A 14,642-nucleotide genomic window follows, 5' to 3' on the forward strand; every position below is an offset into this window, starting at 1 on the left:
TGTCCTTTGTGGATGATGATCCGGATTCCGGGTTGCGATCGCCACGAGACGGGGTGGCAGGCTAGTTTGCCCGGGTGAGTCTCCTCGATGATGTGGCCGAGCGCGACGGCTGGCGCTGCTGGGTGTGCGATGAACCGGTCGACCCCGACATGTCGGTGAACGACCCGAGGGGGCCCAGCGTCGACAGCCGGACCGCCGACCGGAAGGCCAAGGTCGCCGAGCGGCTCGCGCACCGCGGCTGCAACACCCGCAAGGGCGCGGTCAAGGTGGTCATCGCGTGGCCGGACCGCCTACACGTGGTCGAACCCGCGCCGCTGATCACTGTCGCCACGAGGCTGGAGCGCAAGGGAGGCCGCGAGATGGTGGCCCGCTGCCCGACCAAGCAGGACGCCCAGGAAGCGGCGGACTGGCTGGTGGACCGGTTCTCCCGGCTGGTGCCAGGACTGCCGGTGACCGCCAGCATCGAACCGGGCGGCGGCCAGTTCCTCGTCATCCTGGCCACCGGCCGCCGCTGACCGGGATCGCCAAGCACGCACCCGCGAGGCACAGTTCGATGTGCCCGCGTCAGCGTATGCGACATTCATGCGCTGACGCATGAAAAGAGGCTCCCGGGTGTATTGGACGTATGGGAAGCGCGGTTCTAGCGTGGGGAAATGAAGACCATCGGAATCGTCGGCGGTGTCGCCTGGCCCAGTTCGATCGCCTATTACCGGCTCATCAACGAAAAGATCTCCCAGCGCCTGGGTGACGACGGGCTGCACAGCGCGCGACTTGTACTGGCGCAGACCGACTTCGAGGAAGTCGACCGGAACCAGCGCGAGGGTCGCTGGGACGTGGTTGGCGACCTCCTGGCCGAGCAGGGCAACAAGCTGAAGGCCGCGGGCGCGGACTTCTTCCTGATCGCCTGCAACACCGTGCACGCCGCCGCTGACCGCATCGAAAGCGCGGTCGACCTCCCGTTCCTCCACATCGTCGACCCGGCCGCCCGGCAGGTCAGGGAACGCGGGTTCACCACCGTGGGACTGCTCGGCAGCCGCTACACGATGACCGGCGACTACTTCGTGAACCGCCTGCGGAAACGCTATGACCTCAAGGTGCTGGTCGCCGAGGGCGAACACCAGGAGAACGTGCACAACGCGCTCTACCAGGAACTCGCCAAAGGCGTCTTCCTCACCGCGACCCGGAACAAGTTCAAGGCCGCCATCGCGGACCTGGTGGAGCGCGGCGCGGAGGTCATCGTCCTCGGGTGCACCGAGTTCGGCATGCTCGTCGAACCCGAGGACAGTCCGGTGCCCATCATCGACACGGCCGTCGCGCATGCCGAAGCCGCGGTGGACCTGGCCCTCGCCCCCGAAGCCGACCAGGGGCACGTGGTCGACCAGCGCCGCTGAGCACCGTCGCCGCGAGGCTGGAGCGCAAGACGGCCGCGAGATGGTGCCTGGGCTGCCGCAGCACATCGGGCAGTTCGTCTGCGGTGTGCTGGCTGAGGAAGTCGAGGAACTCGCGCCTCGTGCCGCGCGCCCGGGTAGGGACACCCTCGCTTGGCCGCCCGTACCCGTTCTCAGCGGCCGGCCCCGGCCGCCGGCGGGAACCAATCCAGCAGAAGAGCTGCTCGTCGGCGGCTCGTGCCCGCTGGGCCAGACCCACCAGATCGCGAACGACCGCCAACATGCTGTCCGGGTTCACGTCCTGGAAGCGGGCGAACGCCTCAGCTCTCGCCCACTGCGCCGCGACCTGTGCCAGTCGATCCTCCGGCACCGCGGCGAGGCTGTCCCTGGTCGCAGTGCCCAGTTCCTGCAAGACGGCACCCGGATCCTTCCAGGGAGAGCCATCGGGCAGAGCCATGGCTTCCTCGATCGAACGAGGTTCGGTCTCCTCTGGCGGCCACACACTGGCGATCGGGGACAGCCGGGGATGCCACCGGACGTCTTGGGCCGCTGCCACCAGCGCAGCCAGGACCAGAAACGGCTCGACCGCGTGCGCGATCACGCCGGTCGATTGCCAGATTCGGGCGTTTGGTCCCGGACGAACTTCCGGCCGGTTGTTCGAGATTCACCTTGGCTGCGATGAGGACCTCGCGCAATCGCCCGAATGTGATCGACCTCGACGAAGGCCGCGGCGAGGATTCGATCCGCCTCGGGCAATTACAGGTACTGCTCGCCAATGGGCAGCCGCTGGCGGTCAGGTCGACACCGCCCTTGAACGCCACCCACTCCAGGGTCGCACCGGAGAAGTCGTTGCCGGTGTAGGTATTCTCCTTCCGTCCCAGCTGAGCCCGGGCTTCCTTGTCGAGCTCTCGGTTGAAGTTGATGCTGCGGAGCGTGCCGGTGAAGACGCAGTCGATGAACCCCGCCTCGTTGCAGAGCCACTTCTCCAGCCGGACGTTCCGGAGAACATCGAACGAACCGGTGTCCTTGATGTCCTTATCGGTTACCGTGAAGCGTCCGGCCTTGATCTTGCCTATGCTCATCGGATCCTCGGAGTCCCATGCCGTACGAGAAGCTATAAGGTATTCATTTCTCAGTTCCTGCGCAACGGTTCGATAGTCGCGGTCCATCGTCCACGGAGAGATGCCTATGTATGAGCCGGTTCAATGTCCGGATGCTTCGTGCTCAGCAGGTGACGTACAACTACCCGCACGTCCACGCCGACCTCGGCCGAGAGTGGCTGCGTGGCGGCAACTTCTCCCGTCGTACCATGCGCTCAATCTCAGACGGCACGCTCAACCTTGCCAAGCCGCGAGGTTCAGGCGCGTGGCAAGATACCCACCTTGCTGTTCTCGCGTAGATCACCTCGGGGTTCCCGCCGATTGTGTTGACGGGAACCCCGAGATTGTGTGCGAGACTGCAAGTGCAGGTTCAACTGCTCGATGAGTCAGAACGCTTCTAGTCGATCCGGCTCAACTTCCGAAGTTGCGAGGTGAGCAATACTGTAGATGTCGCCCACCTGCTTGCTTCGTTCGCGCGCAAATTCTGGATCATGAACCACTGAAATCTCTACCCGGGTCTCCGGAATCCAGATTCGATCCAGGTCGATGGTGATGCCGCGCCGAATTCGAAGCAGGGTGAGGCCCCTGTTCTCCAGTGGATCAATCAATGCGTCGAGGGGAACCCTGCTGGAAAATTTCCCGTAAGCACTGTGGAGGGCTTCGGGAACCGCATCCCAGTGTTCGAGATTCATGTCAAGCTTGTGAATTGCAAGGATCAGCAGGTGGCATGAAAACACATTGTCCACACGAAGGAAGTCGAGGCCAATGAAACCGAAGTCTCTGGAAATGCTCCCTTCGGAGAACTGGTTCTCATCAAATTCGTTGCCGAGTTTCTGGCTCCACTCGTCGGGCGTGGAACCTACGCCAAGCCCTAGAACCTTGCCGGAGCTTGCGGTGAAATCCGAGTAAAAATCAATATCCGACATCGTCAAATCTTCTGCAAAGCGGCGAGGGTTGCCGCTACTTCTGTGATGCGGGCCGCATCGTTCATCTTCCAGGCACCCTTCTTGGTGCGGTAACCTTCCCGCATTTCCCTGAGCGCTTCCTGCGCGACGGTGATCAGCTTAGCACGATCCCGTGCATTGGTTTTGACATGCTCAACTGCTGCCGCCATCGCTTTCTCGTCAGGGACTCGACCATTTGCCCTGATTGGCTGCCCGACAAGGTTACCTTCCTTGTTGACGGTGATCTTGACCTCTGCGCCATCTTCCATGTGGACATGGAAACCCTTACGAATCCAGTCAGGATGCAGGACGGCGACATGTTCGACGGTGAGACAGGGCTTTTTCTTGCCGCTGGGTGCTGCATTCGGCTTCGCGTGGGAGCTAGTGGCGCGAAGTGATCCGCCTACCTCGAGCAAGCATTCGGCTATCTGGGGCCGATTCTTTTCGCGATTCTTATCGATGAGCCCGCGAGCTCGATCGAGCAACGCTTTAGCAGCCTTGCTGCGCTCCAGGAACGCGCCCACACCGTTGATGATGTGCCACACCGTCTTGGCCATGGCGGGGATCCTCAAGACCCCGACCGCCGAAGTGAGCACATCGAGCAGTGCCCACCCGCAATCGGCACCCTCAGTCGCGCAGCGCAGGATGTTTTCCAGGCCGAGGAACTTGATGAGGAGCTGTCCGCCGTTCTCGATGATCCAGTCCGTGACATCCTTGTTGGCGTCGATCAACGCTTGGCGGTACTGATCCACCATCTCTTGGCCTCCCTCAGCCAGGAGTGCGGACTCGTCAGCGGTGGTCGTCTCACCCGCTTGCCTGCGCGCGCCGTCTTCCTCTCGGGCGGCAGCCTCTTCCAGTCGCTTCTTCTGCATGGCGATTTGCGATGCTTCCTTGGCCGCCGCGGCTGCCTCCTCGCTCGACTTGCCCGCGGCGATGGCATCGGCGCGAGCGCGGTCGGCGTCGGCCCGGGCCTGCGCAGCGTGAGTCCTTGCGGTTGAGGCGGATGCCGCGGCCCTGGTGGCGGACTTGGCCGCGGCCGCGGCGTCTCGCTGGGCGGCATCCGCGGCGGCCTTGGCTCGGCGCGCGGACTCGGCAGCCTGATCGGCCGACTGCTGAGCACGTTCAGCCGCGGCCTTCGCTTCATTGGCGAACTCGCGCGCCTGAGCCGCCGACGCTTTGGCCCGATCTGCCCAGCTCCGTGCCTCCTCAGCCGCATGGCGGGCGGTGGCCGCTGCCGCATGTGCCTCAGCCGCGTCCTGTCGAGCCAGAGCAGCCGCCTGAGCAGCACGGGCAAGATAGGAGTTGATCTGGGCGACGTGGCTGATGGTGTCGGCATCGCGTTGCTGCGCCTTGACGAGGCCGGTCTGCAAGAACTCGCGCCGGTGGGACGCGGGCCCGCTCATGGCGGCCTGGCCGGCTGCCTTGACTTCCGGGCCGCCGGAGCTGATCGCCTGAGTGATCAACACCAGCTCGTCGTCCTCGCGGGCTTTGTGCTGCCCGCTGTCAAGGAACCGCTGAACATCCTCATCGGTCCCGTCCAGTGCCTTGCTGGCCGCAGCCTTCACTCCCGGGCCACCGGCGGTCATGATCTGACTCGTCCGGACTCGGCTGTCGTCGCCCCTGCCGGGATACCAACGGTTTTGCAGGAAGCTCTTCACCTGGTTGTGGTTGCCGCTGAGCACGCCCTCGGCGGCGAGACGCTCGCCGCCATACACAGCGGTGTCGGCGATGTGACCGACGCTGGCACGGTCGTCCTGTTCTGTTGCCAGCTCCAGCCCGGCGCGAACGAAGGACACGACATCGGCGTCCGTTCCCACCAGAGCGGCCTCTGCCGCGGACCTGACCCAACTGCCCGCGGTGCGTGCGAGCCGGCCGGCCGCCTTCCGCCCGTTGGCCACCACGACGGCGACGTCGGCGGCAGGGTCTTTGGCCGCAGCCAGCAAGCGCTGGGTTTCCGCGTCCAGCTTCGCGGCCTCACCGGCCTTCCACCGGGCGTCATCCTGTCGGTCCGCCTCAGCCTGCTTCGCCTTCTCCGCAGCCGCTACGGCTTCGGCCTCCTGCTGGGCCAGCCGTTCGGCGTCAGCCCGCCGGGAGATCTCCGAGATCGCCCGCGCCTTGTCCACCGCGGCTTGGGACTGATCAGCAGCCTGTGTGGCGCCATCGGCCGCGGCTTGGGCCCGGTCGGCTGCGCCTTCGGCCTCGCCGGCATGCCGGGCGGCTTCCTCAGCCGCGGTGGCGGCGTTGTCTGCATGCTGAGCGGCCTGGTAAGCCGCGTCCTTGGCTTCCCGGGCCGCACGCGCTGCTTCGCCCGCGATGGACTGGGCGGCCCGCGCAGCGCGAGTGGCTTCGGCTGCTGCGCGCTTGGCCTTCTCGCTGGCCCGTTTCGCTGCTCCCGCGTTGGCACCCGCGCGCTTGGCCTGCTCGCCAGCCTGATCTGCGGCTCCTGCTGCCTGATCGGCGTGAGAGCCAGCCTGGCCCGCGGCTGCCGCCGCGTTTCCGGCGTCGGAGGCGGCCTTGGCCGCGGCCGCGGCGGCCTCCCCGGCCAGCCGCGCGCTCTTGGCGACGTCGCGCGCCTCCTTCGCCGCCTTGGTCGCCGACTCGGCGTGGCCGCGGTCGGTCGCTGCTGCCGCCGCCGCGTTACGTGCCTTCGCCGCCGCCTGCCCTGCCGCTGCCGCTGCCTGGGCGGCCTGGCTTGCCGCGCTGGCCGCGGCACGGGCAGCCTGGTTGGCCACAGCGGCGGCATTGATGGCAGTTTGCGCGGCACGGGCGGCACGGTCGGCCGCATCCGCCGCGCGGTCCGCTGCCTGTGCGGCCTTGGTCGAGGACCCATGAGCGGCCTCGGTCTCCTCGGCTGCCTTCAGCGCGGCGTCCTTCGCCAAACGAGCTGCGTTCACTGCCTGCTCGGAGGCTTCCTTGGCGGCTTTGGTCTGTTCAGCCGCATGGCGGCCCGCGACCTCAGCCAGGTCAGCCAGCCGGGCAACGGAAAGGGTCTCCTGATCGCGCGCCGCGGCGATCTGGTAACCGGAGAACAGGAACTCGCGGATGTCCTCGTAGCTGCCATCCAGTGCGCGCTGTGCTGCCTTGCTGACCTCAGGGCCGCCGGTGCTCAGGATCTGCACCACCCGGACCCGATCGTCGTCCCCTCGCGCATCGTGCTGACCGGTGATGAAGAAGCGGCGTTTGTCCTCGAGCGAGCCGTCGAGAGCCTTCTGCGCTGCGGCCTTCACCCCCGGCCCGCCGTCGGTCATGATCTGCAGGATGCGGACCTCGAGATCGTCCTGAGCGGGCTTGCGCCACCCCGAGGTCACGAAGGCGCGAATGTCCTCGATCGTGCCGTCGAGGGCCTTCTGCGCTGCGGCCTTCACCCCCGGCCCGCCAGCGGACATCATCTGCGTGGCCCGGACTCGCAGATCGTCCTCTTCGGCCTTCTGCTGCCCAGTCCGGATGAAGGTCCGGACGTCGTCATCTGATCCAGTCAGTGCCGCTTCGGCTGCCCTGGACACGCCCGGCCCACCGGTCTTCATCAACTCCAGCGCCTGGCGCCGCGCGTCCGCGATGGTCGGATCCGCGGTGTCGGCACCGGCCGTCCCGGCCATGCCAGCGCCGAGCGCCACCACAGTCACCAAAGTCGTGATCGCCCGTGCTGCGGGCAGCACGAGTCTCCTGACATGCATAAAAAATTGCCCCCCTTGGCATATGCCTATCAGCAAGCATTCTCGATGCTCGCCGCAGAGGTTGTACAGCGTGGCTTGGAGGGGATGCAACAAGATCCCTCGTTTGGCGTACCATTCGAGCGTTACCAATAGTGATGCTCGTCATAGGCTTGTGGCACTTGGGCTGGGCTATGTCTAGATTGCTGCCCGGTGCCTGTTGGGGACAGGCAACGTTTCTGTGCTGAGGGCACAATCATGAGGGGGGATGGACCCGTGCGGTCCTTTATTCGTCTGGCCGTACTGGCCATGATCGCCGGATCAGTTCTGGCAGCCACCGGATCGCCGGCGCTGACCCAGGACACACCGCCACCTGCGGTGGAGGATTTCGCCTATCCGGATGCGGACAAGATCTTCAAAGACAAGGGCATTCGCCTGCACCGAGGTGACGGCAACATCATCCTGGTCGACTGCGCCGCAGGAGGCGATCCGGTCAAGGTCCGCAGCCGCGACCGCGACGAGATCTGCTTCAAGGTGCTGGGGTCCACCGGCAAGCTGGCCATGGAACTCGATCAGACCTTCGCGATCCGCGGCAACTCCGGACACAAGGTCACTGCACTGGTCTCTGTCAACGGTAAGAACGAGTCGGTGCTGGTGCCGCAGAACAAGTGGATTGGTATCGGCGAGGGAACTGGCGAAGGCAAGTTCGGTGTCTTGCTGGAAATCAGCGCCGCCAGATGAGTTGAGTCTCGCTTCCATAGAGCAAGCTTCTTGGTCGCACTGTTTCGTATGGGTACAGCTTGCGCTGTGCTCAAGGCGCGTCCGAAATTCACTGCGCGAGCGAGCGCCGCTGGTTGGCGCGGTAGCCCCGTCTTCACCAATCTTTGATGATCAGTAGAGGATCCAGTCATGCCAAAGCGGCTGTCATCTCGCGACCTGGTCGCGGGTGTGAACGCAGCACAGAACAGACGACGCGCTCTGGGCGCTGTGATCACCGCGATGACGGTGGTGACCGCAGGCCTTGTAGGCGCCGGTACGGCACCCGTCGCACGGGCGGCGGTGGGGGAGCCCATCGCCTCGGGGGTTCACCCGTTCCTGGCGAGGGTCGTCGTTGGCGAGCACGTGCGCGGCTGCTCCGGTGCGCTGGTAGCCCCGCAGTGGGTGCTCACCGCCCGCAACTGCTTCGCCGGCCCCGGCAAGGGTTCACAGGTCCGGCCCGGTCCGCCGGAACTGATCACCACCGTCACGGTGGGCCGCAACCCCCTCTCGGGCAAGATCGGGCACGAGGTTCCGGTGCTGGAGGTCGTGCCCAGGGATGATCGGGATGTTGCCCTGGTCAAGCTGGCTTTCCCGGTCACCGACATCGCCCCGGTGTCGCTGAGCGCCTCCGCGCCAGGCGACAGCGAGGTGCTGCGGCTAGCCGGTTACGGGCGCACCGCCACCGAGTGGGTGCCGGGCGCTCCGCACAGCGGAACCTACGGAGTGACCTCCGTGGCCGGTGCCACGGTCGCGGTCTCGCCCTCCTCCAGCACGGCCAGCATCTGCAAGGGGGACGCGGGTGGGCCCGCGTTGCGGCAGCGTGGCCAGGCGGTGGAGTTGCTCGGGTTGGTCAGCGCTGCCTGGTCCGGTGGTTGCCTGGGTGAGACCGAGACCCGGCGCACCGCCACCCTGGCGCGGGTGGACACCCTCGCCGACTGGGTGCGCGCCACCACCCTGGAGCGCCCGAATCCGCTGGCGTTTGCCTGGCGGCACCAGTTGCACGTGTTCTCCCGCGCGCAGAACGGTGAGCTCTCCCATTGGTGGATGAACCGTGGGGGCGGGGTGGAGCGTGGTTCCTGGGGTGGGGAGTTGGCTGGTAATCCGGCTGGGTTCGTCGACGGTGAGCAGCAGCATGTTTTCGGCCGTGGCCCGGATGGCAGTCTGCGTCATTGGATCTGGGATGCCCGGGTGCCGGAGCGGGTTGGGCAGGAGACGTGGCAGGGTCCGAAGATCACCGGTGATCCGGTGGCCTATGTCTGGAAGGGTGAGCAGCACGTCTTCGCCCGTGCTGAGGACGGCACGTTGGCGCATTGGATCTGGTCTGGTTCGCTGCGCAATGACTCCTGGGGTGGTCAGCTGGTCGGCAACCCGGCCGGGTTCGCTCATGGGGAGCAGCAGCACGTTTTCGCCAGGGGCAAGGATTCGCAGCTGGTGCACTGGTATTGGGATGCCCGTGCCGAGCGGTTGATCTCTGAGGTGTGGCAGGGGCCGAAGCTCAGCAGTGATCCCACCGGTTACCTGTGGCAGGGGCAGCAGCACGTCTTCGCCCGTGGGTTGAACGGCAGCCTGGAGCACTGGCAGTGGTCGGACAGGTTCTGGCAGGACAACTGGGGCGGGCAGATCGAAGGCCGGCCCGCTGGGTTCCCTTATGGCGAGCAGCAGCACGCCTTTGGTCGTGGCCCGGGTGGGGAGCTGCGTCATTGGTACTGGGATGCGCGGACTCAGGGTGAGGTCGTTCGGGAGACCTGGCAGGGTGCACAGATGGCTGGGGATCCGACTGCGCATGTGTGGTTTGACGAGCAGCAGGTGTTTGCCTTCACGATGAGCCCGGATGGCGAGTTGGGGCATTGGTGGTGGGAGAACGGCAAGCCAGTGCAGCACGACACCTGGGGCAAGTGAGCCTCAGGATCGACTAGCGGCTGGCCGGTGGTGGTGAGGTGAGCTCGCCACCACCGGTCTGTGCGCCGGGGACCTATCGAAAACGGCTGACCTTGACGATCTGGTAGTCGTAGATGAACGGCTGGCAGGTGGAGGCGTTGGCGGTCGAGAAGTACAGGTACGGGTCGCCGGGGATCTTGTAGCGGATCAGGGACCGGTACTCTCCCGCGCAGTAGCTGTGGATCGAGAAGCCGGCGTCCACGATGTCTGGGCAACCGCTAGGCGCGTTCGCCCGCTCGCATCTCCCGCGCGGTCCGGCTGAACGCCAGTCCGGCCCCGACCGCGAGCATCGGCACCGCCGCCATCGCGAAGGCCCACCGCACATCGATCGTGATCAGCAGCCCCATCACGGCGATCGAGACCGAGTCCAGGGTCATGCGCGGCAGGTCGACGATGCTGTTCACCCGGCCGAGCAGTTCGCGGGGGGCGGTGCTTTGCACGAAGGCGGGCAGTGCCACGTCGCTGGAGTACGCGACCCCGACGCCGAGCACCGCGAGCACCACGGCCGCGACCCACACGCTGGGCAGGAAACCGACCAGGGCGAAGGCCAGGCCCTCGAACAGGGTCATGCCGATGATCAGCAGGCCCCAGCGCTGGGGGAGTCCGGTGAGTGAAGCGCTGAAGGCGCCGATCAGCTGGCCCAGGCCCCAGGAGGCGACCAGCGCGCCGAGGGCGATGGGGCTGTTGGACAGCTCCTTGGCCAGGGCGGGCAGGCCGACGGCGAACAGGCCGGCGTAGGACAGGGTCGCGGCGGTGACCAGCAGCAGCACGATCCGCATCGGCACGCTGTCGCGGGCGTAGCGCAGGCCGGCGCCGATCTCCCGCCACAGCGGGGTCTCCGGTCGTTCCGGCCGGGTCCCCTTGGGCGCGCCGCGCAGGGTCGCGGCCGCGACCAGGAAGGTCGCCGCGTTCACCAGCATGGCCGTGGTGGTGCCGCTCAGCGCGATCAGCACGCCGCCGCCGAGCGGGCCGGCCAGGCGGCCGAACTGCTCGCTCATGCCGAGCAGGGCGTTCGCCTTGGGCAGCTGCTCGTCGGGGACCAGCGAGGGCAGGATGCTCGTGCTGGCCGGCCAGAAGAACGCCTCGGCGACGCCGGAGAGCACGCCGAAGACGAACAGGTGCCAGATCTGGATGGTTTCGGTGGCGTTGAGCGCGGCCAGGGCGAGCACGCCGCCTGCTCGCACCAGGTGGGTGAGCAGCATGACCGTGCGTGGCGAGAGCCGGTCCGTGACCCCGCCGCCGACCAGCAGCAACGCGCCGCGGGGGACCGCGATCGAGACCATGACGGCGGCCAGGGTTGCGGCGGTGGAGCCGGTGACCGACTGCACCAGCCAGACGAAGGCCACGTCGTAGCTGTAGTCGCCGAGCATGGAGATCGACTCGCCCGCCCAGACACGCCGGAACGACCGCGGGAGTTCGCGCACGGGCTGAACCCTCGCCGCACCCGGGCGGACCGGCAACCGGATATTCCGGCCCGATTCCTTTCGCCGCCAACCTGCGTCGGTACCTGTGTCAGTCGCAGCTGGGAAGGGAAACGTCATGCGGAAGCTCGTGGTGGGTTGTCTGGTCTCGGTGGACGGGGTGCACGGGGAGCCGCGGTCCTGGGTGTCGGAGTACTTCGACGACGAGGCGGCGGCGAAGTCGTTGGCGGCGCTGGCACGCGCCGACGCGATGCTGATGGGGCGCAACACCTACGAGTACTTCGCGCCGGCCTGGCCGCAGGCGAGCGGGCCGTACGCGGAGCGGGTGAACTCGATCCGGAAGTACGTGTTCTCCGCCAAGCTGGCCTCGGTCGAGTGGCGGAACTCGACGCTGGTGGCCGGGGATCCGGTGGCCGCGGTGCGGGAGCTGAAGACCGGGGGTGACGGGGACCTGGTGATCTACGGGTACGGGCGGCTGGCGCGGACGTTGCTGGAACACGGGCTGGTGGATGAGTTGCGGGTGGACGTGAACCCGGTGATGGTGGGCGCGGGCACGCCGTTGTTCCAGCCTGGGGCGCGGCGGCCGCTGGCGCTGGCCTCGGTGGAGCGGCGGGGGCCCGGGGTGGTCACGCTGGTGTACGTGCCCGCTTGAGGGGAGTCGGTGTGGAGTTCCTTGACCAGGCCGAGGCGTACCGGCGGGAGCTGCTGGCGCACTGCTATCGCATGCTGGGGTCGGTGGACGACGCCGAGGACGTGGTGCAGGAGACCTACCTGCGCGCCTGGCGGGCCAGTGCGGGGTTCGAGGGGCGGTCCTCGGTGCGCACCTGGCTGTACCGGATCGCCACCAACGCCTGCCTGAGCGCGTTGCGGAAGCGGGACCGTCGGGTGCTGCCCTCGGGGCTGGGCGCGGCCTCGGACGATCCGGACGCGGTGCTGGAACCGGGTGACGGGGTCAGCTGGGTGCAGCCGCTGCCGGACATGCTGGTGCGGGCCGAGGCCGCGGATCCGGCGGGGGTGGCGGTGGCCAGGGAGAGTCTCCGGCTGGCGCTGGTGGCCAGTCTGCAGCACCTGTCCGGCAAGCAGCGCGCGGTGCTGGTGCTGCGGGACGTGCTCGGGTGGCCGGCGGCGGAGGTGGCGGCGGTGCTGGAGCTGAACGTGGGGGCGGTGAAGAGCCTGTTGCAGCGGGCGCGGGCCCGGCTGGCCGTGGTGGCGCCGAAGGCGGAGGAGGTGCTGGCGCCGGAGCATCCGCGGGCACGGGCGCTGCTTTCCGCTTATATGGCGGCGTTCGAGCGCGCGGACGCGGCGGCGGTGGAGCGGTTGTTGTTGCGGGACGCCAGTTTGGAGATGACGCCGGTGCGGACCTGGTTCGCGGGCCTGTCCGCCTGCGTGCCGTTCCTGGCCCGGCACGTGCTCGGCGAACCCGGCAGCTGGCGGACCGTGGCCACGGCGGCGAACGGGCAGCCCGCGCTGGCCGCGTACCTGCGCGGCGAGGACGGGAGCTACCACGGTTTCGGGGTCGGCGTGCTCACCGTGACGGCGGGCGGGATCAGCCGGATCAGCGTGTTCGGGGACCTGGAGTTGTTGCCGCGCTTCGGTTTGCCGACGGTGCTGCCCGCCACCTGACCAGGCGGCGGGCCGCACCGTCAGGCGGCTAGCTGCCTGCCGCGTCGAAGATCGCGCTGAGCAGGGAGGTGTTGTTGGTGGTGTCCTGGGAGAGCTCCCAGTTCATGATGCCGCCTGCGTTCGTCTTCGCCCACTGGGTCTTGCGCTTGATGGTGGGGATGCCGTTGTAGCACTGCTGGGCGCCGCTGGCCTGGATGCAGTCCTTGTTGGCGTTGGCCGGGTCCATCGCCACGATCTGGGCGTAGGTCAGGTAGTTCGGCCTGCTGTAGAACGGCACGCCGAGCACCGCCTTGTTCGCGGGCAGGCCACGGGCCTTCCAGCCGTTGACCGAGTCGATTGACCACTGGTAGTTGGCGTGCGGGCTGCCGCCGTCGTAGGCCATGATGTTGAGGAAGTCGACCACGCCGAACACCGCGGGCTGCACGCCGTTGGCGGTGTTGCCACCGGAGACCACGGCCGCGGTGAGCAGCTTGCCCTTGGGCTTGAGCGCGCCGCTGAGCTGCTGCATCAGCGCGGTGAAGTTGTTGCCGGAGGCGCCGGGGTCCGGGTACTCCCAGTCGATGTCGACCCCGTCCAGGTTGTACTGGTTGATCACGTTGACCACCGCGTTGACGAAGGCGGTCCGCGTGTTCGCGCTGCGGGCCAGCGCCTCGAAGGCCGAGTCGTTGCCGTCGTTCCAGCCACCGATGGCCAGCGACACCTTGACGCCGTTGTTGTGGCCCTGGGTCACCAGCGACCGCAGCTTGTTCGGGTCCGGCACCGCTTGCAGGGTCCCGTTGGCGTTGGGCAGGACGAAGGCGTAGTTGATGTGCGTGAGCTTGCGGTACTGGATGTTGTTGACGTTGCCGGACCAGGACGGCATGTAGCCGACGCTGCGGAAACCGGGCGGTAGTGCGGCCGCGGCCACCGGCTCGGCCGACGGCGCGGCGGCCGGTTCGGCGCTACTCGGCGCGGCGAGTCCCATGGTGACCGCGGTCGCCGCCGTGACCAAGGCGATTCCCGTTGTGGCCCAACGAGAACGGAACGTACGCCGACGAATGGAAATCGATTGCATGACGAGTTTCCCTTTCAGAGCAGGGGCTGATCGGGTGCGGCAGGACGTCAGACCGCGGCGGCAGGGGCGGTCTGGACGGCATGCTGGAAACCGGTTTCCACAGAGTGGGGAAACCAGGGTGTTATAGTTGAGCGGTTTTGGCCATAGCGCACACCAGTGTCTGTGTCGGCAAAGGACACGTCCCTCCTGGCAGCGGGCAACGCCCACCCTACTGCATGGCTTTAATCAAGTCACGATCAAAGCGCAAAAAGGGTCCAGACCACTGAGGATGGGGCCGTGATCGGCCAGCACTGTCCACAGTGGAGGGTAAAGCTGGGCGGGTCCGGGCGCGCACGGCGACCGGACCCACGTGCTCGATCAGCCGCAGGCGGTGGTCAGCTTGGCCACCTGGTCGGCCTTCTCCTTCATCCAGTTGGCCACGGACTCCGGGCCGAAGTCCTTCAGGGTGACCTCGTTCATCGTCTTGGCCATGCCGTCGAGGGCGCCCTTGAGCGTGGTGTCACCGGCCTTGGCGGCCAGCGCCTCCATCTCCTTGGCCTTCTTCTGGGTCTCCTCGAGCGCCTTCTGCGGGTCCGCGACGTTCGGGGTGAAGCTGGCCAGCTTGAGCGCGTCGATGCACAGCGTGGCCTTGTTGGCCGCGTCGCCCACCTTGTTCGCGGTGTTGGCCGCCTCCTGGACGGCGCCGCAGCCGGCAAGGGCGCCGAACAGGCCCAGGGTCAGCAGAGCGGTGGCCACTGGACGAGCTGCGCGCATGCCGTATCTCCG

The 14,642-nt window shown here is 67.1% G+C and carries 13 protein-coding genes; 6 read left to right on the plus strand and 7 right to left on the minus strand.

Annotated features, from left to right (window positions below; translation table 11 throughout):
• Positions 1-74 precede the first annotated feature (74 nt).
• Positions 75-515 (plus strand): hypothetical protein, encoded by a 441-nt coding sequence (locus ACWDY5_RS02335; protein WP_449720565.1) that lies wholly within the window; start codon positions 75-77, stop codon positions 513-515.
• A gap of 138 nt (positions 516-653) precedes the next feature.
• Complete coding sequence (locus ACWDY5_RS02340; protein ID WP_449720566.1) at positions 654-1,391, plus strand: aspartate/glutamate racemase family protein; 738 nt, start codon at positions 654-656, stop codon at positions 1,389-1,391.
• A 317-nt stretch (positions 1,392-1,708) separates the two neighbouring features.
• Here ACWDY5_RS02340 and ACWDY5_RS02345 read toward each other — a convergent pair whose 3' ends face one another.
• The 3 genes from ACWDY5_RS02345 to ACWDY5_RS02355 all read right to left on the minus strand — a co-directional run bounded on the left by ACWDY5_RS02345 (position 1,709) and on the right by ACWDY5_RS02355 (position 7,088).
• Positions 1,709-2,557, minus strand: a complete 849-nt coding sequence (locus ACWDY5_RS02345) for a hypothetical protein (RefSeq protein WP_449720567.1) — start codon at positions 2,555-2,557, stop codon at positions 1,709-1,711.
• Between the two features lie 317 nt (positions 2,558-2,874).
• Positions 2,875-3,414, minus strand: coding sequence for a hypothetical protein (locus ACWDY5_RS02350; RefSeq protein WP_449720568.1), 540 nt, complete (start codon positions 3,412-3,414; stop codon positions 2,875-2,877).
• Positions 3,415-3,416: 2 nt separating this feature from the next.
• Positions 3,417-7,088 (minus strand): ALF repeat-containing protein, encoded by a 3,672-nt coding sequence (locus tag ACWDY5_RS02355; protein ID WP_449720569.1) that lies wholly within the window; start codon positions 7,086-7,088, stop codon positions 3,417-3,419.
• Positions 7,089-7,358: 270 nt separating this feature from the next.
• On the opposite strand from ACWDY5_RS02355, the gene ACWDY5_RS02360 reads away from it, so the two are divergent.
• Both ACWDY5_RS02360 and ACWDY5_RS02365 read left to right on the plus strand, forming a co-directional pair.
• Entirely contained in the window at positions 7,359-7,823 is a 465-nt protein-coding gene (locus ACWDY5_RS02360) for a hypothetical protein (protein WP_449720570.1), read from the plus strand.
• Positions 7,824-7,991: 168 nt separating this feature from the next.
• On the plus strand, positions 7,992-9,740 hold the full coding sequence (locus ACWDY5_RS02365) for a trypsin-like serine protease (protein WP_449720571.1): 1,749 nt from the start codon (positions 7,992-7,994) through the stop codon (positions 9,738-9,740).
• Positions 9,741-9,813: 73 nt separating this feature from the next.
• Here the strand turns inward: ACWDY5_RS02365 and ACWDY5_RS02370 are convergent, their stop codons facing one another.
• The gene (locus ACWDY5_RS02370; protein WP_449720572.1) at positions 9,814-9,981 is read right to left on the minus strand and encodes a hypothetical protein; all 168 of its coding nucleotides are present in this window, start codon (positions 9,979-9,981) and stop codon (positions 9,814-9,816) included.
• A gap of 16 nt (positions 9,982-9,997) precedes the next feature.
• On the minus strand, positions 9,998-11,203 hold the full coding sequence (locus tag ACWDY5_RS02375) for an MFS transporter (RefSeq protein WP_449720573.1): 1,206 nt from the start codon (positions 11,201-11,203) through the stop codon (positions 9,998-10,000).
• Positions 11,204-11,318: 115 nt separating this feature from the next.
• On the opposite strand from ACWDY5_RS02375, the gene ACWDY5_RS02380 reads away from it, so the two are divergent.
• Together ACWDY5_RS02380 and ACWDY5_RS02385 are read left to right on the plus strand one after the other, a co-directional pair.
• The gene (locus ACWDY5_RS02380; protein WP_449720574.1) at positions 11,319-11,852 is read left to right on the plus strand and encodes a dihydrofolate reductase family protein; all 534 of its coding nucleotides are present in this window, start codon (positions 11,319-11,321) and stop codon (positions 11,850-11,852) included.
• A gap of 11 nt (positions 11,853-11,863) precedes the next feature.
• The gene (locus tag ACWDY5_RS02385) at positions 11,864-12,823 is read left to right on the plus strand and encodes an RNA polymerase subunit sigma-70 (RefSeq protein WP_449720575.1); all 960 of its coding nucleotides are present in this window, start codon (positions 11,864-11,866) and stop codon (positions 12,821-12,823) included.
• A gap of 28 nt (positions 12,824-12,851) precedes the next feature.
• On the opposite strand, the gene ACWDY5_RS02390 is transcribed toward ACWDY5_RS02385, so the two are convergent.
• Positions 12,852-13,814 (minus strand): glycoside hydrolase family 18 protein, encoded by a 963-nt coding sequence (locus ACWDY5_RS02390; RefSeq protein WP_449720576.1) that lies wholly within the window; start codon positions 13,812-13,814, stop codon positions 12,852-12,854.
• A 420-nt stretch (positions 13,815-14,234) separates the two neighbouring features.
• Complete coding sequence (locus tag ACWDY5_RS02395; protein ID WP_449720577.1) at positions 14,235-14,630, minus strand: bacteriophage spanin2 family protein; 396 nt, start codon at positions 14,628-14,630, stop codon at positions 14,235-14,237.
• Positions 14,631-14,642: the final 12 nt, after the last annotated feature.

The organism is Crossiella sp. NPDC003009 (genome assembly GCF_053591555.1).